This window comes from Amycolatopsis sp. NPDC000009, from assembly GCF_055563465.1.
Map to the genome: position 1 here is coordinate 49038 of NZ_JBVHDI010000027.1, position 26110 is coordinate 75147.

The 26110-nt window shown below is 69.6% G+C and carries 29 protein-coding genes; 10 read left to right on the forward strand and 19 right to left on the reverse strand.

Translation table 11 applies throughout. The features are described 5' to 3' along the window. The first annotated feature begins 9 nt into the window (after positions 1 to 9). Positions 10 to 1800, forward strand: a complete 1791-nt coding sequence (locus tag ACZ3HL_RS40565) for a thiamine pyrophosphate-requiring protein (protein ID WP_465537034.1) — start codon at positions 10 to 12, stop codon at positions 1798 to 1800. Between the two features lie 3 nt (positions 1801 to 1803). On the opposite strand, the gene ACZ3HL_RS40570 is transcribed toward ACZ3HL_RS40565, so the two are convergent. The 3 genes from ACZ3HL_RS40570 to ACZ3HL_RS40580 form a co-directional block, all read right to left on the reverse strand. Next, entirely contained in the window at positions 1804 to 2565 is a 762-nt protein-coding gene (locus tag ACZ3HL_RS40570; protein WP_465537035.1) for an SDR family NAD(P)-dependent oxidoreductase, read from the reverse strand. A 35-nt stretch (positions 2566 to 2600) separates the two neighbouring features. Continuing rightward, positions 2601 to 3197: a TetR/AcrR family transcriptional regulator gene (locus ACZ3HL_RS40575; RefSeq protein ID WP_465537037.1), complete on the reverse strand. Its 597-nt coding sequence runs from the start codon at positions 3195 to 3197 to the stop codon at positions 2601 to 2603. A 238-nt stretch (positions 3198 to 3435) separates the two neighbouring features. Next, positions 3436 to 3804 (reverse strand): winged helix-turn-helix transcriptional regulator, encoded by a 369-nt coding sequence (locus ACZ3HL_RS40580; protein WP_125674622.1) that lies wholly within the window; start codon positions 3802 to 3804, stop codon positions 3436 to 3438. 79 nt (positions 3805 to 3883) lie between these two features. Between ACZ3HL_RS40580 and ACZ3HL_RS40585 the strand changes: the two genes are divergently transcribed. Further along, entirely contained in the window at positions 3884 to 4408 is a 525-nt protein-coding gene (locus ACZ3HL_RS40585; protein ID WP_465417976.1) for a GNAT family N-acetyltransferase, read from the forward strand. Here ACZ3HL_RS40585 and ACZ3HL_RS40590 read toward each other — a convergent pair. Beyond that, positions 4405 to 5481 (reverse strand): TetR/AcrR family transcriptional regulator, encoded by a 1077-nt coding sequence (locus ACZ3HL_RS40590; RefSeq protein WP_465537038.1) that lies wholly within the window; start codon positions 5479 to 5481, stop codon positions 4405 to 4407. The two genes, ACZ3HL_RS40585 and ACZ3HL_RS40590, sit on opposite strands and share 4 nt — an antisense overlap. Before the next feature lie 106 nt (positions 5482 to 5587). Here ACZ3HL_RS40590 and ACZ3HL_RS40595 point away from each other — a divergent pair, with 106 nt between their 5' ends. After that, a complete protein-coding gene (locus ACZ3HL_RS40595) occupies positions 5588 to 6778 on the forward strand; it encodes a cytochrome P450 family protein (protein ID WP_465537040.1) in 1191 nt (396 codons plus the stop codon). A gap of 26 nt (positions 6779 to 6804) precedes the next feature. After that, positions 6805 to 7662 carry an LLM class F420-dependent oxidoreductase gene (locus ACZ3HL_RS40600; RefSeq protein WP_465537043.1) on the forward strand — a complete coding sequence of 286 codons (858 nt, stop codon included), beginning with the start codon at positions 6805 to 6807 and terminating at the stop codon, positions 7660 to 7662. Here the strand turns inward: ACZ3HL_RS40600 and ACZ3HL_RS40605 are convergent. Then, positions 7637 to 9028, reverse strand: coding sequence for a serine/threonine-protein kinase (locus ACZ3HL_RS40605; protein WP_465537045.1), 1392 nt, complete (start codon positions 9026 to 9028; stop codon positions 7637 to 7639). The genes ACZ3HL_RS40600 and ACZ3HL_RS40605 overlap by 26 nt on opposite strands. A gap of 178 nt (positions 9029 to 9206) precedes the next feature. Between ACZ3HL_RS40605 and ACZ3HL_RS40610 the strand changes: the two genes are divergently transcribed. Both ACZ3HL_RS40610 and ACZ3HL_RS40615 read left to right on the forward strand, forming a co-directional pair. Beyond that, complete coding sequence (locus tag ACZ3HL_RS40610; protein WP_465417987.1) at positions 9207 to 9941, forward strand: IclR family transcriptional regulator; 735 nt, start codon at positions 9207 to 9209, stop codon at positions 9939 to 9941. Positions 9942 to 10398: 457 nt separating this feature from the next. Continuing rightward, positions 10399 to 11841, forward strand: coding sequence for an amidase (locus tag ACZ3HL_RS40615; protein WP_465537096.1), 1443 nt, complete (start codon positions 10399 to 10401; stop codon positions 11839 to 11841). 243 nt (positions 11842 to 12084) lie between these two features. Here ACZ3HL_RS40615 and ACZ3HL_RS40620 read toward each other — a convergent pair whose 3' ends face one another. Together ACZ3HL_RS40620 and ACZ3HL_RS40625 are read right to left on the reverse strand one after the other, a co-directional pair. Next, positions 12085 to 12624: a TetR/AcrR family transcriptional regulator gene (locus tag ACZ3HL_RS40620; RefSeq protein ID WP_465417990.1), complete on the reverse strand. Its 540-nt coding sequence runs from the start codon at positions 12622 to 12624 to the stop codon at positions 12085 to 12087. A 90-nt stretch (positions 12625 to 12714) separates the two neighbouring features. Then, a complete protein-coding gene (locus ACZ3HL_RS40625) occupies positions 12715 to 13314 on the reverse strand; it encodes a TetR/AcrR family transcriptional regulator (RefSeq protein WP_465537046.1) in 600 nt (199 codons plus the stop codon). A 37-nt stretch (positions 13315 to 13351) separates the two neighbouring features. Between ACZ3HL_RS40625 and ACZ3HL_RS40630 the strand changes: the two genes are divergently transcribed. Beyond that, on the forward strand, positions 13352 to 13840 hold the full coding sequence (locus tag ACZ3HL_RS40630; RefSeq protein WP_465537048.1) for an anthrone oxygenase family protein: 489 nt from the start codon (positions 13352 to 13354) through the stop codon (positions 13838 to 13840). Here the strand turns inward: ACZ3HL_RS40630 and kstD are convergent. The 5 genes from kstD to ACZ3HL_RS40655 all read right to left on the reverse strand — a co-directional run bounded on the left by kstD (position 13828) and on the right by ACZ3HL_RS40655 (position 18808). Beyond that, positions 13828 to 15573 (reverse strand): 3-oxosteroid 1-dehydrogenase, encoded by a 1746-nt coding sequence (gene kstD / locus ACZ3HL_RS40635; protein ID WP_465537049.1) that lies wholly within the window; start codon positions 15571 to 15573, stop codon positions 13828 to 13830. The genes ACZ3HL_RS40630 and kstD overlap by 13 nt on opposite strands. A gap of 131 nt (positions 15574 to 15704) precedes the next feature. Further along, complete coding sequence (locus ACZ3HL_RS40640; protein WP_465537051.1) at positions 15705 to 16742, reverse strand: LLM class flavin-dependent oxidoreductase; 1038 nt, start codon at positions 16740 to 16742, stop codon at positions 15705 to 15707. Continuing rightward, complete coding sequence (locus ACZ3HL_RS40645; RefSeq protein WP_465537054.1) at positions 16742 to 17260, reverse strand: SRPBCC family protein; 519 nt, start codon at positions 17258 to 17260, stop codon at positions 16742 to 16744. Before ACZ3HL_RS40645 ends, ACZ3HL_RS40640 begins: the two co-directional genes overlap by 1 nt. 48 nt (positions 17261 to 17308) lie before the next feature. Next, positions 17309 to 17824 carry a winged helix-turn-helix transcriptional regulator gene (locus ACZ3HL_RS40650; protein ID WP_465537058.1) on the reverse strand — a complete coding sequence of 172 codons (516 nt, stop codon included), beginning with the start codon at positions 17822 to 17824 and terminating at the stop codon, positions 17309 to 17311. Between the two features lie 60 nt (positions 17825 to 17884). Beyond that, the gene (locus ACZ3HL_RS40655; RefSeq protein WP_465537098.1) at positions 17885 to 18808 is read right to left on the reverse strand and encodes a hypothetical protein; all 924 of its coding nucleotides are present in this window, start codon (positions 18806 to 18808) and stop codon (positions 17885 to 17887) included. A 464-nt stretch (positions 18809 to 19272) separates the two neighbouring features. On the opposite strand from ACZ3HL_RS40655, the gene ACZ3HL_RS40660 reads away from it, so the two are divergent. Then, a complete protein-coding gene (locus ACZ3HL_RS40660; protein ID WP_465537060.1) occupies positions 19273 to 19686 on the forward strand; it encodes an SsgA family sporulation/cell division regulator in 414 nt (137 codons plus the stop codon). Positions 19687 to 19734: 48 nt separating this feature from the next. Here the strand turns inward: ACZ3HL_RS40660 and fgd are convergent, their stop codons facing one another. From fgd to ACZ3HL_RS40685, 5 genes are all read right to left on the reverse strand, one after another. Further along, entirely contained in the window at positions 19735 to 20739 is a 1005-nt protein-coding gene (fgd, locus tag ACZ3HL_RS40665; RefSeq protein WP_465537062.1) for a glucose-6-phosphate dehydrogenase (coenzyme-F420), read from the reverse strand. A gap of 335 nt (positions 20740 to 21074) precedes the next feature. Next, positions 21075 to 21551, reverse strand: a complete 477-nt coding sequence (locus tag ACZ3HL_RS40670) for a DIP1984 family protein (protein ID WP_465537065.1) — start codon at positions 21549 to 21551, stop codon at positions 21075 to 21077. 43 nt (positions 21552 to 21594) lie between these two features. Next, a complete protein-coding gene (locus tag ACZ3HL_RS40675; RefSeq protein WP_465537067.1) occupies positions 21595 to 22122 on the reverse strand; it encodes a hypothetical protein in 528 nt (175 codons plus the stop codon). A gap of 17 nt (positions 22123 to 22139) precedes the next feature. Continuing rightward, on the reverse strand, positions 22140 to 22556 hold the full coding sequence (locus tag ACZ3HL_RS40680; protein ID WP_465537069.1) for a CBS domain-containing protein: 417 nt from the start codon (positions 22554 to 22556) through the stop codon (positions 22140 to 22142). A gap of 60 nt (positions 22557 to 22616) precedes the next feature. Continuing rightward, the gene (locus ACZ3HL_RS40685; RefSeq protein ID WP_465537071.1) at positions 22617 to 23810 is read right to left on the reverse strand and encodes a zinc-dependent alcohol dehydrogenase; all 1194 of its coding nucleotides are present in this window, start codon (positions 23808 to 23810) and stop codon (positions 22617 to 22619) included. Between the two features lie 91 nt (positions 23811 to 23901). On the opposite strand from ACZ3HL_RS40685, the gene ACZ3HL_RS40690 reads away from it, so the two are divergent. After that, positions 23902 to 24261 carry a VOC family protein gene (locus ACZ3HL_RS40690; protein WP_465418017.1) on the forward strand — a complete coding sequence of 120 codons (360 nt, stop codon included), beginning with the start codon at positions 23902 to 23904 and terminating at the stop codon, positions 24259 to 24261. A 67-nt stretch (positions 24262 to 24328) separates the two neighbouring features. On the opposite strand, the gene ACZ3HL_RS40695 is transcribed toward ACZ3HL_RS40690, so the two are convergent. Next, positions 24329 to 24529, reverse strand: coding sequence for a hypothetical protein (locus ACZ3HL_RS40695; protein ID WP_465418020.1), 201 nt, complete (start codon positions 24527 to 24529; stop codon positions 24329 to 24331). A gap of 134 nt (positions 24530 to 24663) precedes the next feature. Here ACZ3HL_RS40695 and ACZ3HL_RS40700 point away from each other — a divergent pair, with 134 nt between their 5' ends. Beyond that, positions 24664 to 25170 carry a GNAT family N-acetyltransferase gene (locus tag ACZ3HL_RS40700; protein WP_465418074.1) on the forward strand — a complete coding sequence of 169 codons (507 nt, stop codon included), beginning with the start codon at positions 24664 to 24666 and terminating at the stop codon, positions 25168 to 25170. On the opposite strand, the gene ACZ3HL_RS40705 is transcribed toward ACZ3HL_RS40700, so the two are convergent. After that, the gene (locus ACZ3HL_RS40705; protein ID WP_465418023.1) at positions 25095 to 26030 is read right to left on the reverse strand and encodes a DMT family transporter; all 936 of its coding nucleotides are present in this window, start codon (positions 26028 to 26030) and stop codon (positions 25095 to 25097) included. The two genes, ACZ3HL_RS40700 and ACZ3HL_RS40705, sit on opposite strands and share 76 nt — an antisense overlap. Positions 26031 to 26110 lie beyond the last annotated feature (80 nt).

Genomic DNA, 26110 nt, shown 5'->3' on the forward strand with positions numbered 1-26110 from the left:
CCGGCGACCATGAGCGAAACCGTTGCGGACCATGTTCTGACCAGGCTGCGCGAATGGGACGTGGAGCAGGTCTTCGCCTATCCCGGGGACGGGATCAACGGGCTGGTGGGCGCGTTCGGCGCGGCGGAGAACAAACCCCGTTTCGTGCAGACGCGGCACGAGGAGATGGCGGCGTTCGCGGCCGTGGGCTACGCGAAGCTGAGCGGACGGCCCGGGGTCTGCATGGCGACGTCCGGCCCGGGGGCGATCCACCTGCTCAACGGCCTCTACGACGCCAAACTCGACCACGTGCCGGTGGTGGCGATCGTGGGCCAGACGGCACGCAGCGCGATGGGCGGCAGCTATCAGCAGGAGGTGGATCTGCAGGCGTTGTTCAAGGACGTCGCGAGTGAGTACCTCGTCGAGGTGAACGTCCCCGAACAGCTGCCGAACGCGCTCGACCGCGCCCTCCGCACGGCCATCGCGCAGCGTGCGCCCACGGCGCTGATCATCCCGGCGGATCTGCAGGAGGAGACCTATCAGCCGCCGCAGCACGAGTTCAAGCACGTGCCGTCCTCGCCGCCCGATCATCCGCGGGCCAGCGTCATCCCGCCCGCGGAAGAGGTCGCCCGCGCCGCCGAGGTGCTGAACGCGGGCGAAAAGGTCGCGATCCTGGTCGGGCAGGGCGCGCGCAACGCCGTCACCGAGTTGCGCGAGATCGCCGAGCTCACCGGCGCCGGAGTGGCGAAAGCGTTGCTGGGCAAGGATGTCCTGCCCGACGACCTGCCGTACGTCACCGGCTCCATCGGGCTGCTCGGCACGCGGCCGACGTACGAGATGATGCGGGATTGCGACACCCTCCTGATCGTCGGCTCGAACATGCCGTACGCGCAGTTCCTGCCGGAATTCGGTCAGGCGCGGGCGGTCCAGATCGACATCGACCCCCGGTTCCTCGGACTGCGCTATCCGACCGAGGTCAACCTGCTCGGCGACGCGAAGGGCACGCTGCAGCAGTTGATCCCTTCGCTGGAGCGCAAAACCGGCCGCGGCTGGCGCGAAAAGATCGAGAAGAACGTCGGCGAATGGCAGGAGACCCTGACCCGCCAGGCGATGCTGGACGCGAAACCGGTCAACCCGATGCGGATCGTGCACGAGCTGTCCGAGCGGATCCCCGAGGACGCCATCGTCACCGCGGACTCCGGTTCGGCCACCAATTGGTACGCCAGGAACCTCCGGATGCGCGGCCGCATGCGGGGCACCCTCTCCGGCACCCTCGCGACGATGGGCTCCGGCGTCCCGTACGCGATCGGCGCGAAGTTCGCCCATCCCGACCGGCCGGTGATCGCCCTGGTCGGCGACGGCGCGATGCAGATGAACGGGATGGCGGAACTGCTGACCATCGCCCGGTACCGCGAACTGTGGGCCGACCAGCGCTGCGTCGTCTGCGTGTTTCACAACGGCGACCTGAACCAGGTCACCTGGGAACTGCGCGCCATGGGCGGTTCGCCGAAGTTCGAACCGTCGCAGTCCTTGCCGGAAGTGTCCTATTCGGACTTCGCACTGGAGATCGGCCTCGGCGGGATCGCCGTCGACGATCCCGCCCTGCTCGGCGAGGCGTGGGACGTCGCGCTGTCGACCGACGTGCCGACCGTGCTCGACGTCCGCTGCGATCCCGAGGTGCCACCGATTCCGCCGCACGCCACCTTCGAGCAGGTGAGGGCCATGACCGAGGCCGTCCTGAAGGGTGAGCCCGACGCCTGGCACCTGGTGACGCAGGGGATCAAGACGAAGATGCAGGAGCTGCTGCCCTCGCGCCGCTGAGGCTCAGGCGCTGGCTCCGCCGTCGAGGACGATGTCGTGCCCCACGACGTACGAGGACTCGTCCGAAGCCAGCCAGAGCACGGCCGCGGCGATCTCCTCGACCGCGCCGATCCGGCCGAGCGGGATGACCGAACCGAGCCGTTCGGCGCGGTCGGCCTCGGATTCGCCGGGCCGGAACGACATCCCGGTGTCGGTGGCGCCGGGGCTGACCGCGTTGATCCGGATGCCCTCGGCGATGTGGTCACGGGCCGCGGTGCGGGTCAGCACGTCCACGGCGGCCTTCGAAGCGGCGTAGGCGGCCATTCCCGGCAGGCGGTGGTGCGAGCCGATGTTGGAGGACATGTTGACGATGACTCCCCCGCCGCTCGCCCGCATCTGGGCGATCTCGTGCTTCATCGACAGCCAGGTGCCCGCGAGGTTCGTCCGCACGACGGCGTCGAAGCCCTCTTCGTCCAGATCCGCCGTCGGGGCGGGACTGCCGAGCACACCGGCGTTGTTGAACGCGATGTCGAGTTTGCCGTGCCGCCGCACGGTCTCGGCCACGAGACGCTCGACTTCCGCGCCGGCACTCACGTCGGCGGTCACCGCGACGGCGGTTCCGCCGTCGGCCTCGATCTCCTTCACCGTCTGGCGGAGCTTCTCGCCGTCACGCCCGGAGACGACGACCTGAGCGCCTTCGCGCGCGAAGGCCGCCGCCGTGGCGCGGCCGATCCCGGAACCTCCTCCGGTGACCAGGACGACCTTGCCGCTGAATCGCTTCCCCACAATAGCTACCACTTTCTGGTCCGATCGTTCCATTATCAGCGTTTGCGAGCGGCTTCGAGGACCGCGATGGCCTGCTTCGCCGTCGCCTTGGCGCGCGCCGCGGGATCCGGCCCCTTGCTCAGCACCCGCATCCCCTGCAGGACGGTGAGCAGGAAGCCCGCCAGCTCTTCCGGATCCGCGGCGGCGTCGAGTTCGCCCTGCGCCTTCGCGCGGCTCAACGCCATCCGCACGGCCAGCTCGAGCGCGTCCCAGCTGCGCTCGACCACCCGCGCGACCTCGGGATCCCTCGGCATCATCTCCATGGCGGCGTTGACCACGAAGCAGCCTTTGCGTCCCGATTCGCCCAGTATTTCGGCGAGGAACCGGTCGATGAGCCGCCGCACACCCGCGAGCGCCGGCCCCGGGCCGGCGAAGTCCTCGACGAACCGCTCGTTGCCCCGGGCGATGTAGCGGTTCAAGGCCGTCAGGTACAGCTCGTGCTTGGTGCCGAACGTGGCGTAGAGACTCGCCTTGCCGATGCCGAGCTCGGCGACCAGGTCACTGACCGAGGTGGCCTCGTACCCCTGCCGCCAGAACAGTTCCAGTGCGGCTTCGCAGGCCGCGTCGACGTCGAATTCCTTCACCCGGGACACGAGAGAAGCCTAGCCGCATCTGGACCGATCGGTCAAGAAAGCGACCTTCTGTTGGCCTTGGTTCCAGCCCGGTCGATGAAGCGCGGGTGGTGCCGCCAGGGCGGTGCCTGGCCCGGCCACGGCCGACGTTGCGAAAGCCACTTTCGCAACGTTGAAGGTTGCGAAAGTGGCTTTCGCAACCTTCACGCCGGGCGAAGTGAAGGGCTCAGGGAGCCTGCAAGGAAGCCAGCGGCCAGGCTCAGGAAGCGGAGTCGTAGGCCGACCGGGCCTCTTCCACCTTCGGCAGGTTCTCCGTCGACCAGTCCGCGAGGGTCGCGAAAAGCGGCGCCAGGCTCCGGCCGAGGTCGCTGATCTCGTACTCGACCCGGGGCGGGACCTCGGCGTGATAGGTCCGGGTGAGCAGACCGTCGCGTTCCAGCTGCCGCAGCCGTTGCGTCAGCACCTTCGGCGTGATCGAACCGATGCGCCGTTCGAGTTCGACGAACCGCTGCCTGCCGAATTCGTTGAGCGCCCACAGGATCGGCGTGGTCCAGCGGCTGAAGACGAGGTCGACCACCGGGGCGATCGGGCAAGCCTGTTCGGGGGTCGTCGAGGCGTCGGCGCGCATAGGGCCAAGGTACGCCGGGTTGCCGAGTTGTCATGATCCGGACACCCCACGGCCGCGCCGGGGCGCGTAACGTTCTGTTATGGACTTGACCACCGAAAGGCTCGTCGTCCGTGAGTGGTCCGAGGACGACGCCGAAGCCGCGCTGGCGATCTACGGCACCACCGACGTGACCCGCTGGCTCACCCCGGCGATGGACCGCGTGACCGACGCCGCGGCCATGCGTTCGGTTCTGCAGGCCTGGCAACAGGCGCAGCCGAATCTCGTACCGCCGCGCGGGAGATGGGCGGTGCAGCGCAAGGAGGACGGCGTTGTCGTCGGCGGGCTGGGCATCCACCTGCTGCCACCGTACGAAGAGGACCTGGAGATCAGCTGGCAGCTCCATCCGGACGCCTGGGGCGAGGGGTATGCCTCCGAGGCCGCCCGCGCGCTGATCGGCTGGGCCTTCACCCAGGACACGGACGAGCTTTTCGCCGTCGCGCGGCCGAACAACACCCGCGCCATCGCGACCGCGAAACGGCTCGGGATGGTCTGGGTCGGGGAAACCGACAAGTACTACGGGCTTCGCCTGCAGGTGTACCGGATCCGGCACACCGACATCGTCTAGGCCGTGTCCACACGGGACACTTCGCCCGAGACGGCGTGTCCCGCGCCGCGCCCGTCCGCCGTGGCGACGATGCGGCCCCGTTCGGCCCGGATCGCGGCCTCGGTCTCGTCGCTGACCGCGAGCACCCCCGCGGCCGCCGCCAGTGTCCCGGTCGCGTCGCACACCACGCGCAGGCGCGGCCAAGACGGCTCCGGGAAGGCCTGCCGCAGGCCGCCGCAGACTTCCGCGACGATCAGCCGGGTCAAGGGCACCAGCTCGGCGGGCTCACTGGTCACGACGACGACGGTGACATCGCCGTCGTGAGCCCGGACGGCCTCTTCCGCGGCGGCCAGCCGATGCGTGCCCAGGACGACGACCACGCCGTCGGCGGGTACGAAGGATTCGGCGCGCACGAGGTCGACAGCTCCCGGCGGTGACCAGGGCCGGTCGGCCGCCTGCGCCACGGGAGCGATCACCGGCGGCGCCCACCAGTCGTTGAAGGCCAGCCCAGCCAGCCGTTCGCACGCGCTCACGACATCGAAGGGCTCGATGAGCCCCGGCGCGGTGGCCGCCAGCTGGCCGGCGCCGTGCAGCGTGGTCAGCACGGTCTCCGCGAGCCGGACCCGGCGCGGGATCGGCGACCCCGGCGGCCGCTCCGGCGGGTCGAGCCGTTCCAGTGCGAGCCCCAGCAGAAGGCCGTTGAGCTTCACCAGCTGAGCGAACGGCCGCCGGACGCGCTCGTCCGCCAGCACCTCCGGCATCAGGTCGCGCGAGAGGCCCGCCTGGTCGTCGTCCAGGGGAAACGCGGCCACTCTCGACCTGGCCACTGCGCCCAGCGCGCTCTGGAGCGTCTCGCCGGGCGCCGCGTGGGGCGCGCCCGCGGACCGCTCGGCCAATTCGGCAAGGACGGCGAAGTACAGCGCGCGTTTTCCCGGGAAGTTCGAGTAGACCGCGCCGCGGGTGAGCTCCGCCCGCTCGGCGATGACGTCGATCTTGGCGTCCCGGAAGCCCTGCTCCGCGAACTCGTCACGCGCGGCGGCCAGCACCTTCGCGCGATTGCGCTCCTGTGTCTCCGCCCTGCTCAGCCGGACCATCGGCCTCCCGTCTGCCGGCACGTTGCCCTCGGACCCGGATCAAGATACCTTGACCATTCAGATGATGAGAACATCTGATTTGAACATCCGAACTGGGAGAGCCACCTTGTCCGACGTTCCCGAGATCCTCCTGACCGACCCCGAGGTCCTGCGCGATCCGTTCACCGCCTACGCACCGGCCCGCGAACGCTCCCCGATCGCCAAGCTCAGCGCACCCGGGTTCGCCATGTGGGCGGTGCTGCGCCACGAAGAGGCGCGGAAGATGCTGAGCGACCAGCGATTCGCCCTGAGCGCGAACAGCTACCAGCACATGGACATCCCCGACCACTGCCGCCCGTACATGCGGACGATGCAGGAGGTCGAGGGCCCGGAACACCTCCGGCTCCGGCGGCTCGTCGCCCCCGCGTTCACCCCGCGCAAGGCCGCCGCGCTACGCCCTGGGATCGAGCGGCTCGTGGACGAGCTTCTCGACGAACTCTCCGGCGAGGACCGGATCGACCTGGTCACCGCCTTCGCGCGACCACTGCCGGTCGACGTGATCTGCGCGCTGGTCGGCATCCCCGCGGCCGACCGTCCGCGGTGGCGCGAGTACGGCGCCCTGGTCTCGGCGGGTGACGGCGCGGGTCTCGCGAAGGCGGTCCCCGGGATCGTCGAGGGCGCGCTCGCCGCCATCGCGGACCGGAAACTCGAAGCGGGCGAGGACGTCGTCTCGCAACTGCTCCGGATCCAGGCCGAAGACGGCGACAGGCTCAGCGAAACCGAACTGGTCGCCCTGGTCTGGCAACTCGTGCTGGGCGGCCAGGTGCCCGGCAACCTCATCGCCAACGCCGTCGAAATCCTGCTCTCCCACCCCGCACAGCTGGCCGAGCTCCGCGAAGACCCGGCGCTCATGCCCGGCGCGGTCGAGGAGGTGATGCGCTGGCAGAGCCCGCAGCTGCTGACGATCCCCCGGTTCGCCACCACGGACGTCCGGATCGGCGACGTCCTCATTCCCGAAGGAGAACCTGTTACCGTCGCGATCGCGGCGGCGAACCGGGACCCCCGAGCGTTCCAAGACCCGGACGTCTTCGACATCCGGCGCGCGGCGGGACCGGCATGGCATCTCGCCTTCGCTCACGGGCCGCACTTCTGTCTCGGCGCTTCCCTGGCCAGGATTCAGGTCGAGGTCGCGCTCACCGTACTACTGCGCAGACTCCCCGATCTCGCCCTCGCCGACGGCCTGCTGCGGATCCCGGACCCGGGCACCTGGCGACTGAACGCCCTGCCGGTCACCCTGCACGCCACGGTTGCGAACTGAAACACGTTCTAATAGCGTGAGCGGCTGTGAGACACGGGATAGTGCTGTTCACCAGTGACCGGGGGATCAGTCCGGCGGCGGCCGCTCGAGCGGCCGAAGCGGCGGGCTTCGATACCTTCCACGTGCCGGAACACACGCATATCCCGGTCAAACGGGAGGCTCCGCATCCGCGCACCGGCGATTCGTCGCTGCCCGACGACCGCTACCTGCGGACGCTGGACCCGTGGGTCGCGCTGGCGACCGCGGCCTCGGTGACCTCCCGGATCCGGCTCGCGACGGCGGTGGCCCTCCCGGTCGAGAGCGATCCGATCACGCTGGCGAAGACGATCGCCAGCCTCGATCACCTCTCGGCCGGGCGGGTCACCCTCGGCGTCGGTTTCGGCTGGAACGTCGACGAACTGGCCGATCACGGCGTCCCCGGCGGCAAGCGGCGAACGGTCCTGCGCGAGTACCTGGAGGCGATGCGCGCGCTCTGGACCCAGGACGAAGCCTCGTACGCGGGCGAGTTCGTCTCGTTCGGCGCCAGCTGGGCGTGGCCGAAACCCGCTCAAGCGCATATCCCCGTGATCGTCGGCGCGGGCGCGACGGAGAAGACGTTCCGCTGGATCGCGAAGTCGGCCGACGGCTGGCTCACCACGCCCGGCGACACCGGCATCGAGGACAAAGCCCGGCGGCTACGCGAGATCTGGCGCGAAGCGGGCCGCGCCGGCGAGCCGGAGATCTCGGCGCTCGGCGTCCGCCCCGATCCGGAGAACCTGGCCAAGCTGGAGGCGGCCGGAGTCACCGAGACGATCTTCGGCCTCCCGGACCGCTCCCCCGAAGAGGTCGAGGCCTGGCTTCAGCGCCTCGCCGGGAAACTCAGCCTGCCCGCTGGGAGTCGATGAGGTACCGGCCGTCCTGCTGGACCAGGACGAAGGTCTCCCTGCCGGTCGTGGTCCCGCCGGAGGCCCGCACGTAGGTGAGCGTCGCCGTCACCGTGTTGCCGGATTCGGTCACGTTCGACACGGTCACCGCGCTGAACTGCTTCCAGTAGTTCGAATACCGCTCGAAGCTCTGGTTCCTGGTCTGCTTGAAGTTGCCGCTCAGTGTCGCGAACCCGGCCTCGAGATTCCCCGGGATGAGCGCGTAGTACGCCGCGAGCGCCTGCCCCGGCGTCTGCGCGGGAGGCGGCGCGGCCGACGACGACGGTGTCGAGGGCGGCGAGGAAGACGGCGGAGGCGGTGGCGCGGCCGGCTCCGACGTGGTCGGGGCGGCGGACTGCGACAGGGAGGCCGGCGGCGGCGCCTGGCCGGACGGGGTGTCCTCGTCGCGGTTGAGCACCACGACCACGGCCGCGGCGGCGGCCGCCGCGAGCACGAGGAACACGGCGATCACACCGACCAGCATTCCCTTGCGCGCCTTCGGCGGCGGTTCCTCGGCGACGAGCGTCGTCGGCTCCCCCGCCGCGAGCGCCCGCAACTCACGCTCGGTCTCGGCCATCGTCGGCCTGCTGTCGGGCCGGACGTCGAGGAGCCGGTTCAGCAGCGGCGTCAGGATCCCCGACTTGGCCGGCGGGGTGATCTCGCCGCTCGACGCCCGGTACAGCAACGCGATCGGGTTCTCGGCCGTGCCGTACGGCGTGCCGCCTTCGAGAGCGGTGTACAGCGTCGCGCCGAGCGAGAACACGTCGGAGGCGGACGTGGCGTCCTCGCCGCGGGCCACCTCCGGCGCCAGGAACGCCGGCGTCCCGGAGATCTCGCCGGTCGCGGTGAGCTGGACGTCGCCCATCGCCCGCGAAATCCCGAAGTCGGTGATCTTGACGGTGTCGTCCTCGCCGAGCAGGACGTTGCCGGGCTTGATGTCGCGGTGGACGATGCCCGCCCGGTGCGCGGCCGCCAGCGCCGAACACAGCTGGATGCCGAGGCGGATGACGTCGTCGACCTCCATCGGCCCTTCGCGCAGTTTGTCCGCGAGACTGGTCGAGGGCAAGTACTCCATGATGATCCACGGGCGGTCCTGCTCGTCGATCACGCCGAAGACGGTGATGGCGTGCGGATGCACCAGCCGCGCGGCGATCCGCGCCTCGCGCAGCGCGCGGTTCTTGGCCTCGTCGGCCTTCTGCTCACCGGCCCCGTGCGGCAGAAGGAGTTCCTTGACCGCGACCGTGCGCTCCAGGTTCTCGTCGCGTGCCCGCCACACGGTGCCCATGGAGCCACCGCCGACGGGCTCGATGAGATCGAACCGGTCGGCGAGGCGGCGGATCTCCTCCATTATCGACGTCCCCCTGGAGCTGTGGTGTTCGCGCGAACCTTGCCAGCATGCCAGGAACGCGCCGGGGGGCAGGACCCGGCAGGGTGGTTTCCGGGGCGGTGTCGGTCACGTCGCCCGCTGGACCGTTCAGCGGAACCCCGCCCCATCGGCTGCCCGGAAGTTCGTATCCCGTCCCGCCGTGGGCGCACTTTACTTCTCCGGTGTGACCTGTTTCCGGGAAAGGGCGGCGATGCGGGAAACCATCGGCGGACGCGGCGTGCTCGAAGGCGCGTTCGCGTTGCTCGAAGCACTCGACGAACACGGCGGGCAGGCCGGGCTGACCCAGCTCGTGCGGGCGACCGGGCTGCCGAAGACCACCGTGCACCGGCTGCTGGACCAGCTGGCCGGCCTGGGCGCGGTCGAGCGGGCGGGCCGCGGCTACCGGATCGGTTCGCGGGTGTTCCGTCTCGGACGGTTCTGGCAGCCCGAACTCCGGGACCTGGCCAAGGAACGGCTGCCGGCGCTGTCGGCGCGGATGCGCGCGAGCCTGGTGCTCGTGGTCCCGAGGGAAGGTCGCGCGCTGGTCGCCGCGGGCGCCGTCCTGCCCGCCGACGACGTCCCCGTGTGGCCGGGCCGCCCGCTTCCGCCGGGGACCGCCGCCGGACGGCTCCTCGCCGCCCATCACCCGGCGCTCGCCGAACCGGCCACGGACGCGCTGGAGATCCGCGAGGCCGGATACGCGGCCGAATCGGAGACGATCACCGCCGGGCTCGGCTGCGCCGCCGTCGGCATCAGAACCCCGGACGGCCGGGTCGGTGCGGCACTCGCCGCCGTCCTGCCCGCCCGCCGCGACCCGGTTTCCGCGGTGGCCGGGCTGGCGAGCACCGCACGCTCCTTCGGCGCCGCGCTCGCCGAATGCGCGCGGGCCGGATGATCGGCGAACCGCGAACAAAAGCCGATCAACGCGAAAACGGGGGGCGAACCGAAATCGGGCGGAATATTTCCGACGGGATCACGAATATCGTCTCACCGTGCGTCCGCGACCGGCGCCGTACAGTGCCGAAACCAAGATCCACAGGCTGTTTCCGTAAGCGATCGCCTACGGGACCGGCGTCCCCGCGTCGATCAAATCACCGTTTCCCCGTTTTCCACGGTGGTTCCGAACCGGAGCGGCGCACGTACTGTTCAGGAATTCTTTCGGACAAGGAGGGAATTCCTTGAGAAGACATTCCTGGAAAAGGCGGGGCGTGGCCGTCGCCGCGTTTCTCGTCATGGCGTCGGCGGCATCCGCCACCACGGCCGTCCCGGCGTCGGCCGGGGGCGCTTCCGGCCGCCCCGTGGTGGCCGGGATCGACCTGGAGCGGGCGACGATCCCCGATCTGCAGCGGGCGATGCGCTCCGGACGGCTGTCCTCGGTCCAGCTGACCGCCTTCTACCTGCAGCGGATCCGCAAGCTGAACCCGACGCTCCACGCGGTGCTCACCACGAACCCGGACGCGCTGCGGCTCGCCGCGGAGAGCGACGTGCGGCGGTACCGGCACCGGTCGAAGGGCCCCATGGACGGGATTCCGGTGCTGCTCAAGGACAACATCGACACCGCGGACCGGCAGCCGACCACGGCGGGCTCGACGGCGCTGCTGGAATCCCGCCCCTACCGCGACGCCGGAGTGGTCGAAAACCTGCGTGAGGCCGGGGCGGTCATCCTCGGCAAGGCCAACCTTTCGGAATGGTCGAGTTACCGCTCCACCAGCTCGTCGAACGGCTGGAGCCCGCTCGCCGGGCAGACCGCCAACCCCTACGTCCTCGACCGCAACCCATGCGGCTCGTCGTCCGGCCCGGGCGTGGCCGTCGCGGCGCATCTGGCGACCGTCGCCGTGGGGACCGAGACGGACGGTTCGATCAGCTGCCCGTCCGGCGCCAACGGCATCGTCGGGGTCAAGCCGAGCCTCGGGCTCGTCAGCCGCAGCGGGATCGTGCCGGTGTCGAAACAACAGGACACGGCGGGCCCGATGGCGCGCAACGTGGTCGACGCCGCGATCCTGCTCGCGGCCCTCAACGGGGCCGACCGTCGTGACCCGATCACCGTCGACGCCGCCCGCCAGTCACTCGACGACTACACGCGATTCCTGCGCCCCAACGCTTTGCGCGGGAAGCGGATCGGCGTCTGGCGCGAGGTCTACACCCCGGACGACACGACGAAGGCGGCGTTCGAGCAGGCACTGAGCAGGCTCCGGAAGCTCGGCGCGACCACGGTCGAGATCACCATCCCTTATCTGGACGTGATCGCGGCCAACGAGTTCCCCGCGATCAGGACCGAGTTCAAACACGACATCAACGCCTACCTCGCTTCCACCGGCGGCAAGCATCCCGCCGACCTGGCGGGACTGATCCAGTACAACCTGGACAACGCGGCGATCGAAATGCCGTACTGGACGCACAACCTCTGGGACCGGTCGCAGGCGACCACCGGCGATCTCAACGATCCGGCGTACCGCGCGATGCGGGAAGCCGCGACGAGCGCCGCCCGGCGAGGCCTCGACGAAACGCTGCGCGGCGAGAAGCTCGACGCGATCGTGGCGCCGACGAACAACGCCGCGTGGAAGACGCAGCTCGGTGTCGGCGACGGCGCGTTGCTGATCGACTCGTCCGGCCCGGCGGCCGTGTCGGGCTACGCCAACATGACCGTGCCGATGGCGTACGCCGGACCGTTGCCGCTGGGGCTGTCGATCATGGGCGGGCGGTTCAGCGAACCGTCGCTGCTGGCGATCGCTTACGCCTTCGAGCAGGACACGAAGGTACGGCGGCTGCCGACCTTCATCCCGTCCATCGGCTGAACCGGGGGTCGTGGGTGACCCGGGCTCCGGATCACCCACGACCGATCGCTGAGGGCCCACCCCTTCACCCCATATGATTACTCGACGTGACCGGTGGGCGCACAGGTGTTACCGCGGGTGAGGGGTGTGTGGAAATAGGGACGTTCAACGTCCCTATTTCCACACACCTCCACGTCTCACTGGGGCACTCCAACGCCCCAAAATCCACACAGTGCCCCCTTAGGCGGAAGCACCCACCTGTCCTTACCCCACCAGCAGCCCGAGGCTGCGCTCCACTTCCGCGACCGCGGCTTCACGCTCGACGTGACCGTCGATCACGAGCGTCGCCAGCCCGTGGAGCAGGCACCAGAGCGTGACGGCGAAGCCATCCGGATCGTTCCGCTCCCCCACCCGGTCGGCCAGCAGCGCACAGGTCACCCGGTGGGCCTCGGCCAGTTCCGGATACGCGGCGCGGTCACCGATGCCGGCGCCCGCCATCAAGCGGTACAGCGCGGGATGCTCCAGCGCGAAGCCGAGGTAGGACCGCCCGAGCGCGGTGACGGTCCCGGTGCCGCAGTCACGCAGCCGGTCTTGCACCTCGGCGTGCCCCTCCAGCGCGACCGCCACCAGCAGCGCGTCCTTGTCGCGGAAATGCCGGTACGGCGCCGCGGTGGACGCACCCACCTTCGCGACCGCCGCGCGCAGACTCACTCCCTCCGGACCTCGTTCGACGAGGAGCTCCCGTGCGGCGAGGACGAGCGCACGACGAAGATCCCCGTGGTGATAGGCACGTTTGATGATCATGGCGGACCCCCCAGCCCTTGATGCCACGCGAACGCCCCACCTTAACGGGTGCGGAACCGGCCGTGAGCGCTTCGGGGCGTTCCGTGTCCGTCAGTCCCGCCGAGCGGCACCACAGAGCCGCAGCACACTCTCGGCGAGCGAGTCGACGCCGTCTTCGAGCGTCAGCTGTTTCGCGTCCACGGCCTGTCCGGCGGCGTGACCGAGCGCCACGATCGCGCTGACGAGCCAGGGGTTCTCGAATCGCCGGTCGAACTCGCCCGACGCCTTGCCCCGGGTGAGCAGCCGGTCCAGATGATCGGCCACCGCCGAATGGCGCTCCCGGTCGGCCTCGGGGTCGTTCTCCTCGGCGGCGCCGGCGGGCAGCAGCGGGTAGCGCCGGAACATCCGCCAGCCGACGTCGAGCAGGCGCAGCATGGCGTCGGCGGCGGGACCTTCGCCGAGCCGCGCGGCGTCCATCTCACTCGCGGCCTCCTCGGACACCGCGTCGATCACCGCGCTCAGGAGCGCCTCGCGGGTCTTGAAGTGCGCGTAGACGGTCTGCCTGCTCACCCCGGCCGCTTTCGCGATGTCCTCGACGCTCGCCTGGGCTTGTGCGCCAAGGACTTCCTTGGCCGCGGCGAGGATCGAAGCGACACTGCGATCGGCGTCGGTCCGCCGTCGCCTCTGCCGTCCCTCGGCTACCTCAGACATGTTGTCAACCTTAACCCAGCCCACTATGTTTGACAGCATGTCAAAGATAAGCCTCGTAACCGGTGTCGCTCTCCTGTCGACAGGTCTACTCGCGGGGGCGTTCGGGTACGGCATGGTCAACGTCGCCGCCACGTTCGACGTCGTCCCGCTCGACGTGCGGCTGACCTTCCACTCCGCGCTCATGCAGCGCAACGGCGTCGTCATGCAGACCGCGATGACCCTCGCGGCGATCAGCTCCCTCGCACTCGCCGTCTTGAGCCGAGGGCGGGCACGACGACTGGCCGGTGTCGCCGCGGCCCTGGCGGTGACGTCGTTCCTGGTCACCCGCTTCGGGAACGTGCCCATCAACGGCCAGATCAAGATCTGGGCGGCCACCTCCGCACCGGCCGACCACGTGGCGATCCTCGATCGCTGGGAGACCTACAACGTCGTCCGGACCGTCGCCGCGCTCGCCGCTTTCGTGCTCGTCATCGCCGTTTCACGGCTCAAGCTCGCCGACCGCGTCCTCGCGGCTCAGCCGGGCTGATCCGCGAGATCGTTCGCCGCGACATACCCGAAGGTCATCGCCGGCCCGATCGTCGACCCGGCCCCCGCGTAGCTGTTGCCCATCACCGCCGCGCTGGCGTTCCCGGCGGCGTACAGGCCCGGGATCACCGAGCCGTCCGCCCGCAGGACCCGCGCCCGTGCGTCGGTGCGCATCCCGCCCTTGGTGCCGAGATCGCCCGGGACGATCTTGAAGGCATGGAAGGGCGGCTCCCAGAGCGGTGCGAGGCACGAGTTCGGCAGGACGTACGGGTCGGTGTAGTAGTGGTCGTAAGCGCTGGCGCCCCTGCGGAAATCACTGTCCACACCGGACAGTGCCTGGCCGTTGAACCGGGTGACCGTGGCGCGCAACGCCTGTGGCGGGACACCGATCGCGCTGCCGAGCGACTCCACGGTCCACGCCTTCTTGACCGCTCCCGACGAATACCACTCGTCGGGAAACGGCAACAGCGGCGCGACGTCGCGGAAGAGATACCGGTTGCGGTAGTGCTGATCGACGACGAGCCACGCGGGAATGGCGGGCGACGTCGGGTTCCGGTCGTACATCGTGTGCACGACGTCGCTGTAGGGCGCCGCTTCGTTGACGAAGCGCTTGCCCGCCGCGTCCACCATCAGCCCGCCGGGCAGGGTCCGCTCGGCGAGGCAGAAGTACGGCTCGCCAGGAAGCGGGATCGCCGGCCCCCACCAGGCGTCGTCCATCAGGTCCAGCGCCGCTCCGGCACGCTTTCCCGCCAGGATCCCGTCCCCGGTGTTCGACCGGGCGCCGACCGTCCATTGTGTACCGATGGGCTGGCGCTGGTACTCCGCCCGCATGGCGGCGTTGTGCTCGAACCCGCCGGAGCCGACGATGACGCCGCGCCGGGCCTTAACCACGCCTGCCGCGACGGTCACGCCGGTGACCTTCCCGTTCTCGACGACGAGATCGGTCAACGGCGTGTTCAGCCAGACCGGCACCCCGGCGCGCTGCAACCCGGCCCGTAATCCCGCCGCCAGCGATTGCCCCATGGTGAGCGGTTTCTGCCCGGCCAGCGCGGCGGCCGTGCCCCGGGCGAGGCAGGCGGCCGCCACCGCGGCGCCCTTCGGGTTGACCGCGGCCAGCGCGAGCCATTTGTAGTCGGCGCTGAAGACGACCATCCCCGCGGGCGTGGCGAGGTACGGCGGGTTCAGATTGGCCAGTTCGGCGCCGAGGACGTTCCCGTCGAGCTGGTCGGGTTCGATCGAGCGGCCGCCGGGCATCCCGCCGGGCAGTTCCGGGTAGTAGTCGCTGTAGCCCTCCATCCAGCGGAACCGCAGGGGACTGTTGGCCATCACGAACGACAGCATCGCCGGGCCGTTGGCGAGGAACGCCTGTTGCCGCGAGGCGGGGATCGACGGGCCGACCACGGCGGCCAAGTACCGTGCGGCCTGTTCCGGGGTGTCCCGGACGCCGGCCTCGGCCAGCACCGAATTGCACGGAATCCAGATCCCCGCCCCGGACCGGGCGGCCGAACCACCGAATTTCGCCGCCTTCTCCACCACCACGCAGCTGAGCCCGCGTTTCGCCGCGGTCAGCGCGGCGGTCATCCCCGCCGCGCCCGCACCGACCACGACGACGTCGTACTCACCGAGCACCGCGGAGGCGGCCGCGGCGGTCCCGGCCAACGGCAGTCCCGAAGCGAGCGCGAGCCCGGTGCCGAGCAGGACCTGGCGCCGGGACAGACCGGAATCGGGACCCATGAATCCTCCTCGCGTGGGGGATCGAGCGAGGTCATGTTCTCCAGCCGACGGCAAAAGTGAAACAAGTTCTACCCGCTTGGAGCAGGCGGGACCCGCCGCGCTCGGCCGGTCACCCCAACCGGCGCCGACATTCAGCCCAGTGCCCGGACCAGGTCCAGCGCACGGCCGAGCGTGGCGAGCCGGTCCGCGACCGTCTCGCCCGCCGGATACAGCCGGACCGTGTCGACGCCGGCGTCCCGCCAGACGCGCAGACGTTCGGCGACCATCGGTTCGGTGCCGATCAGCGTCGTGCCGAGCACCATCTCGTCGGTCACCAGTGCGGCGGCGCCTTCCCGGTCGCCCGCCTGCCAGCACTCCCGCACCGCCGCGGCCGCCTCGGCCCAGCCTTGCCTGCTGTAGGCGTTGTTGTAGAAGTTCGTCTTCGCCGACCCCATCCCGCCGAGGCTGAAGGCGAGTTCGGCCTTGCGGCCCGCGACCATCCCGCGCAACTCGTCCTCGTCCGCGGCGAAGGCGACCTCGGCGCCTTGGCACACTTCGAGGTCCGCCCGCGATCGGCCCGCTTTCGCCAGGCCGGCGTCGAGATGCGAGAAGTAGGCCTCCGCCCCCTCGGGGACGAAACTGGTGCCCAGCCAGCCGTCAGCGACCTCGCCGGTCAGCTCCAGCAGCTTCGGCGAGAGCGTGGCCAGATGGATCGGGATATCCGGATTGGGCGCCGCCGACAGCCGCATCGGCCTGCTCTCGCCCGGCAGCGGGATCTCGAATTCCTTGCCGGAGAAGGAGATCTTCTCCCCCGCGAACGCCTGGCGGATGATCGCGACCGTTTCCCGCATCCGCGTCAGCGGGCGGGCGAACGGAACCCCGTGGAGCCCCTCGATCACCTGTGGCCCCGACGCGCCGAGCCCGAGGGCGAACCGGCCGCCGGAGAGCTCCGAAAGGGTCAGCGCGGTCTGCGCGATCGCCACCGGGGTGCGGGTGCCGAGCTGGATGATGCCCGAACCGAGCCGGATCCGCTCGGTCCGCGCCGCGAGATAGCCGAGCACGGACGGCGCGTCCGAACCCCATGCCTCGGCGACCCAGCACTCGTCGAGACCGAGTTTTTCGGCCTCCAGCACGAAATCCAGCGTCTCCCGCCAGCCTCGGGACGCCTCGACCGTGGTCGCCGCCCGCATCAAGCGCCGTCCGCCTCGGCGCGCTCCTTGATCGCGGCGAGGGTCCCGGTCATCGCCGTCTCGAACTCCCGCAGCCGGACGAAGACGATCTTCTCCTCCTTGTCCGGCATCCGGTCGATGGCCAGCGAGAGACCCGACCGCCCCGGCCCCAGCTGCATCCACTGCCGGAGCTTCGTCCCGCCGTTCTCGGGCTCCAGCGTGAAACGCCACAGGGCCGTGGGGGTTTCGGGGTCGTGCACCGCCCAGGTGAACACGCGCGGCGCGGCGCATTCGACGACGTGTGACGTGGTCTCCCATTCGCCGAGCGCGTCGTGCTTGCTGCGGCCGACGAACCGCCTGCCGATCGCGGGCGCGCCCTCCGCGCCGTCGCACCATTCGGCCGTTTGGAGTTCCTGGCTCAGTTCCGGCATCAGCCGCACGTCGGACACGATCGACCAGACCCGCTCCGGGACGGCGTCGATCCAGGCTCCGACCTCGACCGTCGGCTTGTCGGCGTACTTGGCGCCCGTCCACTCCATCGTGGTCACCCTCCTATGCCCGTGACCTCGATAGTTGCGTAGTTGGACTTACGTTGTCAAACCCTCCTGCGCGGCGAATCGGCGTACGACGTCGGGCCTGCTCGCGAGCTTGGGCGGGTAACCCGCGCCGAGCCGCGCCCGCGTGGTCTCCGCGGTGAGCGGCCGGGCGCACCGCGCGCAGACGACCTCGGCGTGGGTGTCGTGCCCGCAGGTCTCGTGGTGGAGGGTGATCGGCGGTCCGTCCTCCCCGGCGAGCCAGCGGTCGCCCCAGCGCGACATGGCGGCGAGGACCCCGTAGAAATCCGAGCCCTTCTCGGTCAGCACGTAGTCGTAACGGACGGGGTCGGCCTGGTAGGCGCGCTTTTCCAGCAACCCTTCCGCGACCAGGCGGCGCAGCCGGTCGGCGAGGGTGTTCCGCGCGATGCCGAGCTGCTGCTGGAACTCGTCGAACCTGCGGATCCCGTAGAACGCCTCCCGCAGGACCAGCGGCGTCCACCAGTCGCCGAGCAGGTCCATGGTGCGCGCGATCGAACACGGCCACTGCGCGAACGAAGTCCGTTTCATACCCGCGAGCCTACGCCCGGCGAAATTGATCCGGTCATTCCTCCACCCATTCTCCGCCCGTCAGGCACTGGCGCGAAATGTTGCGATCCGGTCAAGGATATCTCGCGCGTTGATATCGCCCACCCGCTTTCGCACACTTTCCGCCAGTGGCCGTAAACGATCTCGCGTCCGCGCGGAACGGATTCCGTCCGCGATGTCCATCGCGGCCAGGCCGACCTCCGCCGCCCGGTCGAGATCACCCTCCAGCGCGTGGTCGACCGCGAGCCAGATCATCGTCAGCGACCGGCTGCGCGCCATGTCCGGCCCGTAGCCGTCGATGGCTTCGGTGAGGGCCGGAATGGCCTTCCGGCTGTGGCGGACGTCGACGAGCCTGGCGAGTTCGGTGCGCACCGTACCGATCATCGCGGCCAGGTCGGTGGCCGTGAAGAAGGCCGACCACGAGGGGACGGTGTCGCCCACGGAGTCCGCGAATTGTTCCGGGGCAAGGGAAATCTTGTCGAGCGCCAGGCGGACGTCGCCCAGCAGCGCGTAGGCCCATGCCTCGTTCGCCGACAGGATCGCCTGCGACAGCGGCCGTCCGGCGCGACGTGCCGCGACCTGCCCCTGGCCGAACTGTTCGAGCGCCTCCGACGGTGACCGGTGATGCAGGTACATCCGGCCGAGCCGGTAACGGATGTTGGCGAGGAGGTCGTCGTCGCCCGCCTCCGCCGCGAGGTCGAGCGCGCGACGGAAGTGCCGCTCCCCCCGCACGGGGCGGCCGGAGTCGAACTCCGTCCAGCCCATCAGGTTGTGCAGATCCGCGACCACCCCGGCCAGCCGCCGGGCCAGCGGATCGGGCATCACCCCGCGCCGCAGCGCGGCACCGTAGGGCTCCAGCACGCGCAGCAGCTCCCGGCAGGATCCGCCGCCTTCCCGGTAGTCACGCGCCCGGAGCGCGGCGATGACGCCCTCCAGCCGGTCGATGTCGGCCCGCCCGACGCGCATCGGGAGCCGGTCAATCACGGCGACGCCCCCGGACACGATTCGCATCCCGCCGCGCGGAGTCCTCCCCGGGAACGACGACGGTGATTCGTACGCCCATTACCGCTCCCTCCCGATCCGCAACGATCACGCTCGCCGAGGTCCAGGACTGAGCCACGCCGGTCTCCTGGAAACATTTGAACGACGCGTGCCGATGTTAAACCGCCGACAATACGGATTCACTCCGCCAAACGGCTGCCCATATTTCCTACATCGGACCATGCACGTGCGAATTCTCTTTCTTTTGCACGGATGCTCGCATTTCCCGGCCGCTCACCCCACGTACCGGCCGAAGACGGTCCGTGAGCACGTGAGACGCAGCTCTCAGCCGAACGTGTGAACCTTGGCAACTCGGGTCACGAAAAGGCTTCACATTGCGTTATCCATAGCTGAAGATCAACAGCAACCGAACGTAAGGGGCTGAAGCATTGGACAGGGAAAGCGACCTCATCCGGGGGACGATCGTCTTCGGCCTGCGCACATTCGGTGCGGACCCGCTCCCCGTGCGAGCCGACCTCGAATACGACTCCGAAGACCCCTACGCCGTCGTGGTGGCCTACCACTCGGGCGGCGGGACGGTGCGCTGGATGTTCGGCCGTGATCTGCTCGCGGACGGCCTCCTCACCCCATCGGGTGAAGGCGACGTGATCATCAGCCCGGCCGACGACACCTCGATCGTGATCTTCGCGCTCAGCGCGCCCGACGGTTGCGCGGTCCTCGAAGCCCCGGCGCAGGAGCTGGCCGAGTTCCTCGACCGCACCTACGACGTCGTGCCCGCCGGATCCGAGCCGGAATGGTTCGACTTCGACCAGGAGATCGGCAAGCTCGTCACCGAGTCCTGACCACCCCCATGGCGGCACCGTCCGCGCGATGCCGCCATCAGCGCCGGGTCAGCCGAGTTCGCGGAGCCCGGGGACGACCTGTTCGGAGAACGAGCGCAGGAAGCGCTCCTGGTCGTGGCCGGGACCGTGGAAGACGAGGTGGCTGAAGCCCGCCTCGACGTACGGCTTGATCTGCTCGACGGCGTCCGCGGGGTCGGAAGTGACGATCCAGCGGCGGGCGACCTGCTCGATCGGCAACGCGTCCGCGGCCTTCTCCATTTCCGCCGGGTCCTCGATACCGGCCTTCTGCTCCGGCGTCAGCGACAGCGGCGCCCAGAACCGGGTGTTCTCGAGCGCCTGCGCCGGATCCGGGTCGTAGGACAGCTTGATCTCGATCATCTTGTCGATGTCGCCGGTGCTCCGGCCCACCTGCTCCGCGCCTTCCGCGACCGCGGGCAGCAGCTTCTCGGTGTAGAGCTCCATCCCCTTGCCGCTGGTGCAGATGAAGCCGTCACCCTGCTTGCCGACGTACTTCGCCATCACCGGGCCACCGGCCGCGATGTAGATCGGCACGCCTCCCTCGGGGCGGTCGTACACGGTGGCGTCGGTGGTCTGGAAGTACTCGCCTTCGAACGTGACGCGCTCCTCGGACCACAGCTTGCGCATCAGCTCGATCGCCTCGCGCAGCCGCGCGAACCGCTCCTTGAACGCCGGCCACTCGATGCGCGCGACGGCGACCTCGTTGAGGGCCTCACCGCTGCCGACGCCGAGCAGCACCCGGCCCGGGTACAGGCTGCCGAGGGTGCCGAAAGCCTGCGCCACCACCGCCGGGTTGTACCGGAAGGTCGCCGTCAGCACGCTGGTGCCGAGAACGACCCGCTCGGTGCGCTCGCCGACCGCCGCCATCCACGCGAAGGAGAACGGCGCGTGCCCGCCCTGGTGCCGCCAGGGCTGGAAATGATCGCTGACCATCACGCTGTCCAGCCCGACCTGCTCGGCGAGCACGGAGTACTCGACGAGGTCGCGCGGGCCGAACTGCTCGGCCGACGCCTTGTAACCGATCTTCAGTGCCATCCGGGGTCACCACCTGGGCTCATGGGTTGTTCCGCTTTTCACCTTGGCACAGAGTCGATCAGCTCCGCCCATGCCTCGACGAGGTCAGGAGTGTCGGGAACACCACTGTGTCCCCGGGAATGCGCGTGGAAAGGCCCCGTACCCGCCCTCGCCTTCCGGGACCGGCACATGGTGATGAACTGTGCCGTTTGCGCCGTCACCTGTGCGTGGTGCTGGGCGGAGTTGTGATCGGGGAGTCGAACCCCACGCTGCCCGCCACGTACCAGGAGGCGGGCCGGAGTACCGCCGGCCCTCGGCTTGCGCCCGCTTCCCGGAGGGCTACCTGCTTTCCACGTTCAGTCCAGGAGGTCGGTCGCCCAGTTGGTGCGCTGGATCTCGACGTCGACCGCCCGGATCTCCCCCGCGACCCGGTCCGCGCGGGACCGCAGCTCCACGACCGGGAGCGCGGAGAGGTACCGCAGCTCCGACCGGAGCTGACGGCCGTAGCCGCCCTGGTTGCGGCCCGCCGCGGCGTCGGCGGCCGCGGTGAGGACGCCGTGCCGGAGGCGGAGGACGTCGCGGCGCGCGATCGCGTCGGTGATCGTGCCCTCCCCGAGCGGGGTCGCGGCGTTGGTCCGGTTGATCCGCCGGATCAGGGATTCCAGTTCGTCCAGCGCGGTTTCGGCTTCGACGAGCAGGGCGGACGCGTCTTCCGACGGTTCCTCGCCCTCCTGGTGCCGCGCGTTGTCGACGATCCGGGAGCGCAGTGCCTCCACCTTCTTGGTCGCGTCGGCGCGCAGCGCGAGCGCTTCGGCCAGTTTGATCCGGGACATGCGGGGAAGTATCGCCAAGAGCGGCGACCGCCGCATCCGGTTTTCAGCCTGCCAGGGAATGCCTCCGGTAGGACGAGTCCGGCTCGGTGAACTCGATCCCGTTCTCGTCCAAGGCGTTGAAGACGGTGAACCGGCCGCGCGGGAAGACGAAGCCGAGCGCCACCATGCCGTTCGCCATGTCTCGTGTCGCGCAGTCGAGCAGTTCGACGTCCTGGAGCACCTGACCCTCCAAAGCGGACAGTTCCGGACAGCTGTCCTGCCGCCACCGCAGCGGGCTGGGCTCGGCCGGATCGCCCCAGTCCCATGAGGACCTCCCGTACGGGTCGATCGTGTTCCAGGTCAGGGAAAGTTCGTCGAACTTCCAGTGCGTGATCTCCAGCCGCTCGGCGCCGAAGTCGGCCACGACGGGCGCGTCCGAGAGCCATTCGCCGTATTCGACGAACCAGGTGAGATGGACATGCCGAAGTCTCTCGCCGACCAACGCGCGCAAACGATTCCCGTGCGCCCTCCGGATCGTCTCGAGTCCGGAGAGCCACACGGGTTCGTAACCCTCGATGTCGAAGAACGCCACCGGAGGAGTATGACGCGTCAGTCGTAGGACAGTGCTTCCACCAGCTCGCCGCTGTCCGGGTTGGGCAGCGCCTTGGCCACATCGGCCTGCGCCACGATGCCGACCAGCTTGTGCCCGTCGATCACCGGCAGCCGCCGGACCTTGTGGTTCGCCATGGTGCGCATGATCTCCTCGGCGTCGTCGTCCGCGCCGATCGTCACCGCCTCGCTCTGGGCAAGTTCGGAGGCGTGCAGCGCCCTCGGGTCCTTGCCTTCGGCGAGCACCTTCACCACGATGTCGCGGTCGGTCAGCATGCCCTGGAGCTTGCCGTCCTCACCGCAGATCGGTAGCGCGCCCACCGACTCGGCGGCCATCTTCTTCGCCGCGTCGAGGACGGTTTCGGAAGCGGACACGCAGGTCGCGTTCGCGGTCATGATGTCTCGTGCCGTGGTCATCCCATCGCTCCTTTCGTCAGGATCCGCGTATCGGATACCCGGCATCCGCGTGCCGACACCTCAAGCCGCCGACGGCTCCAGCAGGATCTTGACCGCGCCGTCCTGTTTCTTCTGGAAGATCTCGTAAGCGTGCGGTGCCTCCGCCAGCGGGAGCTTGTGCGTCGCGAACCCCTCGACGCCGAGCGGGTCGGCGGAGTCGGTGATCAGCGGCATGATGTCGTCGATCCAGCGCCGGACGTTGGCCTGCCCCATTCGCAGGGTGATCTGCTTGTCGAAGAGCTCCATCATCGGCAGCGGGTCGACCATGCCGCCGTAGACGCCGCTCAGCGAGATCGTCCCGCCGCGCCGCACGCAGTCGATGGCCGCGTACAGCACGCTGAGCCGGTCGATCGCGGCCTTCTCGGTGATCTTCGCGCCGATCGGATCGGGCAGGAGGGCGACGAGATTCTGCGCCAGCCGCCCGACCGGGGCACCGTGTGCCTCCATGCCGACGGCGTCGATCACCGAATCCGCGCCCCGGCCGCCGGTGGCCTCGCGGATGACGTCACCGAGGTACTTGTGCTCCCGCGTGTCGTAGGTGACGACGCCTGCCGCGGCGGCCTTCGCGAGCCGTTCCGGCACCAGGTCGACGCCGATCACCTTGCCCGCGCCCCGGTGTTTCGCGATCCGGCAGCAGAACTGGCCGATCGGGCCCAGTCCGAACACCACGACCGTGCCGCCCTCGGGGACGGCGGCGTAGTCGACGGCCTGCCAGGCCGTGGGCACGACGTCGGAGAGGTACACGAACCGCTCGTCCGGCGGGCCGTCCGGCACCTTGATCGGGCCGTAGTGGGCCTGCGGGACGCGCAGGTATTCGGCCTGACCGCCCGGGACCTGGCCGTAGAGCTTGGTGTAGCCGAGCAGCGCCGCGCCCTTGCCGCGGTCGGTGACCTGCGTGGTCTCGCACTGTGACTGGAGGCCGCGGTCGCACATGAAGCAGTGGCCGCAGGAGATGTTGAAGGGAATCACGACGCGGTCGCCGGGTTTCAGGTTCGGCACCCCGGACCCGACCTCTTCGACGATGCCCATGGGCTCGTGCCCGAGGATGTCGCCCTCGTCGATGAAGGCACCGAGGACCTCGTAGAGGTGCAGATCGGAACCGCAGATACCGGTCGAGGTGATGCGCACGACGGCGTCGGTCGGCTCGACCAGTTTCGGATCCGGGACGGTGTCGACCCGGACATCGCGTTTCCCGTGCCAGGTGACGGCCTTCATGGTGCTCCCTTCGGCGAAATGGCACTGCTCCCCCGTCGGATGCCCGTCCGCGCATCCGGCAAACCTCGCCGTTCCGTGCCACCGTGGATCCATGCGAACCCGGATGCTCGCCGTCACCGTCGACTGCCGTGAGGCCGAAGCGCTGGCCGCGTTCTGGAAGGAAGCACTCGGCTACCCCGAGACCGAACGGTGGACCGACGGCCACGGGGTGACCTATGTCGAGCTGAAGAGCCCCGACGTGCCGAGCCTGCTCTTCCAGCCGGTCCCCGAGGGGAAGCCGGGGAAGAACCGGCTGCACCTCGACATCGCGCCCACCGAACTCGAACAGCGCGAGGAGGTCGCCCGGCTCGTGGCGCTCGGCGCCAAGATCCTCGAAGACCCCGAGTCGGACGACTGGGTGGTCATGGCCGACCCGGAAGAGAACGAATTCTGCGTGCTGCCGCGGCGCTGACCCCCTGGGCTCGTGAGTGGTAAGGACGGTTCTAACCGTCCTTACCACTCACGAGGCCGACGTGACTTCAGGCGGCCTCGTCCTCGGTCCGGACCGGCCTTGCGGAATGCAGCCCCAGCATCTCCAGCAACATCCGGCAATCCGTCGCGTCGCGGGCGTTCGCGACCACCGCTTCGGTCGCCTTGCGCAGCACCGCCGCCCGCACCGCGGTCGCCCCACCGTCGACCAGTTCCTCCACCGGACGCATTTCCTCGAACGGGTTCCCCATGACCCACCTCCGTCGTCCCTTTCGTTGATACCCGATTCCGGTGGCGAAAGCCCCCGCGTTCTTGCGGTTCCGGCGGCACCCCAGCCGGTTTCTCCCTAGACTGGCGCCATTCGGACGAGCGGACGGAGCGGGAACTGACCACCGAGTTGCGCGGGGAGTTCGTGACCCTGACCCCGGTCACCGAGGCCCATGTCCCGGACTTGCGGCGGATCCGCCGGACGGCCGAGGTCGGGGCGCGCTGGGGTTCGGTCGACGACTCCCCCACCTGGCCGTTCGACGACCCCACGACGGCGTGCTTCACGGTCCTGGAAGGGGGCGTCGTCCGGGGCTTCGTCCAGTACGGCGAAGAGGAGGACCCGATGTACCGGCACGCGTCGGTCGACCTCTTCCTCGACCCGGCGGCCCACGGCCGCGGGCTGGGCACGGACACCGTCCGCACGATGGCGCGGCATCTCCTGCACGATCGCGGGCACCATCGGCTGGTGATCGACCCCGCCGTGGACAACGACGCCGCCATCCGCTGCTACAAGGCCGTCGGCTTCCGCGAGGTCGGGGTGATGCGCGGCTACGAACGCGACACCGACGGCGAAGGCTGGCACGACGGACTGCTGATGGACTTGCTCGCCGAAGACCTCACGTAGCGGGTCAGGGCGACTCCGAGCAGCACCACGGCCATCCCGGCGAGCACCCGCGGGCCGAGTTCCTCGCCGAGCACGATCGCGCCCAGCGCGACCGAGACGACCGGCAGCAGGTAGCCGACGGTCGCCGCGGAGGTCGCGCCTTCGTCGGCGATGAGCCGGTAGTTGAGATAGAAGGTGACGCCGGTGCCGAAGATCCCGAGGACGACGACGGCGATCACCGCGGTCACGTTCAGCGGCCCGGACGGCGCGGCGTCGAACGGCAGCGCCAGCGCGCTCAGCCCGGTGGCGGTCAGCAGCTGGGCGGCGGAGATCGCGATCGGACCGCCCTCGCCGACGAGTTTCCTTCCCATGTAAGCGAAAGCGATCGCGTAGCTGATGCCGGCGCCGAGCAGGGCCAGTGTCCCCCAGCCCAGCAGGCCGCTCTTCTGCCAGGGCGCGAAGATCAGCAGGATGCCGGCGAATCCGAGGACCAGGCCGCCGACGCGGACCGCGGTGATCCGGCGTTCGGTGCCGATCCCGATGCCGATCAGCAGCGACCACAGCGGGGTCGTCGCGTTCATCACCCCCGCGACACCGGAATCGACGGTCAGTTCGCCGATGCTGAACAACGCGAACGGCAAGGCGTTGCAGAAGAAGGCGGCGACGAGAAGCCTGCCCCAGATCCGGCGGCCGCGCGGGAGGCGCTGCCCGGCCCAGCGGCTCAGCACGAGAAGGACGGCCGCGCCGAGCGCGCAGCGGATGACGGTCACCTGAACGGGCGGCAACCCGGTCAGGGCGAGCTTGATCCACAGGAATCCCGATCCCCACAACAGGGCGAGAACGCCCATCCGGATCAGGGTTCCCGGCGCGCCGATGCTCACTTCGTTCCCTTTCGCCGGGCCGCTCGATACCTCTCCAAGCTGCCTCGGACGATTCGTCAGGACAAGTGAAAAGATCTACA

Excerpts from the sequence above, each read along its gene's own strand:
- ACZ3HL_RS40565 (WP_465537034.1), top strand. The coding sequence starts at position 10 with ATGAGCGAAACCGTTGCGGACCATGTTCTGACCAGGCTGCGCGAATGG.
- ACZ3HL_RS40580 (WP_125674622.1), bottom strand. The coding sequence starts at position 3,804 with ATGCGCGCCGACGCCTCGACGACCCCCGAACAGGCTTGCCCGATCGCC.
- ACZ3HL_RS40585 (WP_465417976.1), top strand. The coding sequence starts at position 3,884 with ATGGACTTGACCACCGAAAGGCTCGTCGTCCGTGAGTGGTCCGAGGAC.
- ACZ3HL_RS40590 (WP_465537038.1), bottom strand. The coding sequence starts at position 5,481 with ATGGTCCGGCTGAGCAGGGCGGAGACACAGGAGCGCAATCGCGCGAAG.
- ACZ3HL_RS40605 (WP_465537045.1), bottom strand. The coding sequence starts at position 9,028 with ATGGAGGAGATCCGCCGCCTCGCCGACCGGTTCGATCTCATCGAGCCC.
- ACZ3HL_RS40615 (WP_465537096.1), top strand. The coding sequence starts at position 10,399 with ATGCGCTCCGGACGGCTGTCCTCGGTCCAGCTGACCGCCTTCTACCTG.
- ACZ3HL_RS40620 (WP_465417990.1), bottom strand. The coding sequence starts at position 12,624 with ATGATCATCAAACGTGCCTATCACCACGGGGATCTTCGTCGTGCGCTC.
- ACZ3HL_RS40625 (WP_465537046.1), bottom strand. The coding sequence starts at position 13,314 with ATGTCTGAGGTAGCCGAGGGACGGCAGAGGCGACGGCGGACCGACGCC.
- ACZ3HL_RS40630 (WP_465537048.1), top strand. The coding sequence starts at position 13,352 with ATGTCAAAGATAAGCCTCGTAACCGGTGTCGCTCTCCTGTCGACAGGT.
- kstD (WP_465537049.1), bottom strand. The coding sequence starts at position 15,573 with ATGGGTCCCGATTCCGGTCTGTCCCGGCGCCAGGTCCTGCTCGGCACC.
- ACZ3HL_RS40640 (WP_465537051.1), bottom strand. The coding sequence starts at position 16,742 with ATGCGGGCGGCGACCACGGTCGAGGCGTCCCGAGGCTGGCGGGAGACG.
- ACZ3HL_RS40645 (WP_465537054.1), bottom strand. The coding sequence starts at position 17,260 with ATGGAGTGGACGGGCGCCAAGTACGCCGACAAGCCGACGGTCGAGGTC.
- ACZ3HL_RS40650 (WP_465537058.1), bottom strand. The coding sequence starts at position 17,824 with ATGAAACGGACTTCGTTCGCGCAGTGGCCGTGTTCGATCGCGCGCACC.
- ACZ3HL_RS40655 (WP_465537098.1), bottom strand. The coding sequence starts at position 18,808 with ATGCGCGTCGGGCGGGCCGACATCGACCGGCTGGAGGGCGTCATCGCC.
- fgd (WP_465537062.1), bottom strand. The coding sequence starts at position 20,739 with ATGGCACTGAAGATCGGTTACAAGGCGTCGGCCGAGCAGTTCGGCCCG.
- ACZ3HL_RS40670 (WP_465537065.1), bottom strand. The coding sequence starts at position 21,551 with ATGTCCCGGATCAAACTGGCCGAAGCGCTCGCGCTGCGCGCCGACGCG.
- ACZ3HL_RS40680 (WP_465537069.1), bottom strand. The coding sequence starts at position 22,556 with ATGACCACGGCACGAGACATCATGACCGCGAACGCGACCTGCGTGTCC.
- ACZ3HL_RS40685 (WP_465537071.1), bottom strand. The coding sequence starts at position 23,810 with ATGAAGGCCGTCACCTGGCACGGGAAACGCGATGTCCGGGTCGACACC.
- ACZ3HL_RS40690 (WP_465418017.1), top strand. The coding sequence starts at position 23,902 with ATGCGAACCCGGATGCTCGCCGTCACCGTCGACTGCCGTGAGGCCGAA.
- ACZ3HL_RS40695 (WP_465418020.1), bottom strand. The coding sequence starts at position 24,529 with ATGGGGAACCCGTTCGAGGAAATGCGTCCGGTGGAGGAACTGGTCGAC.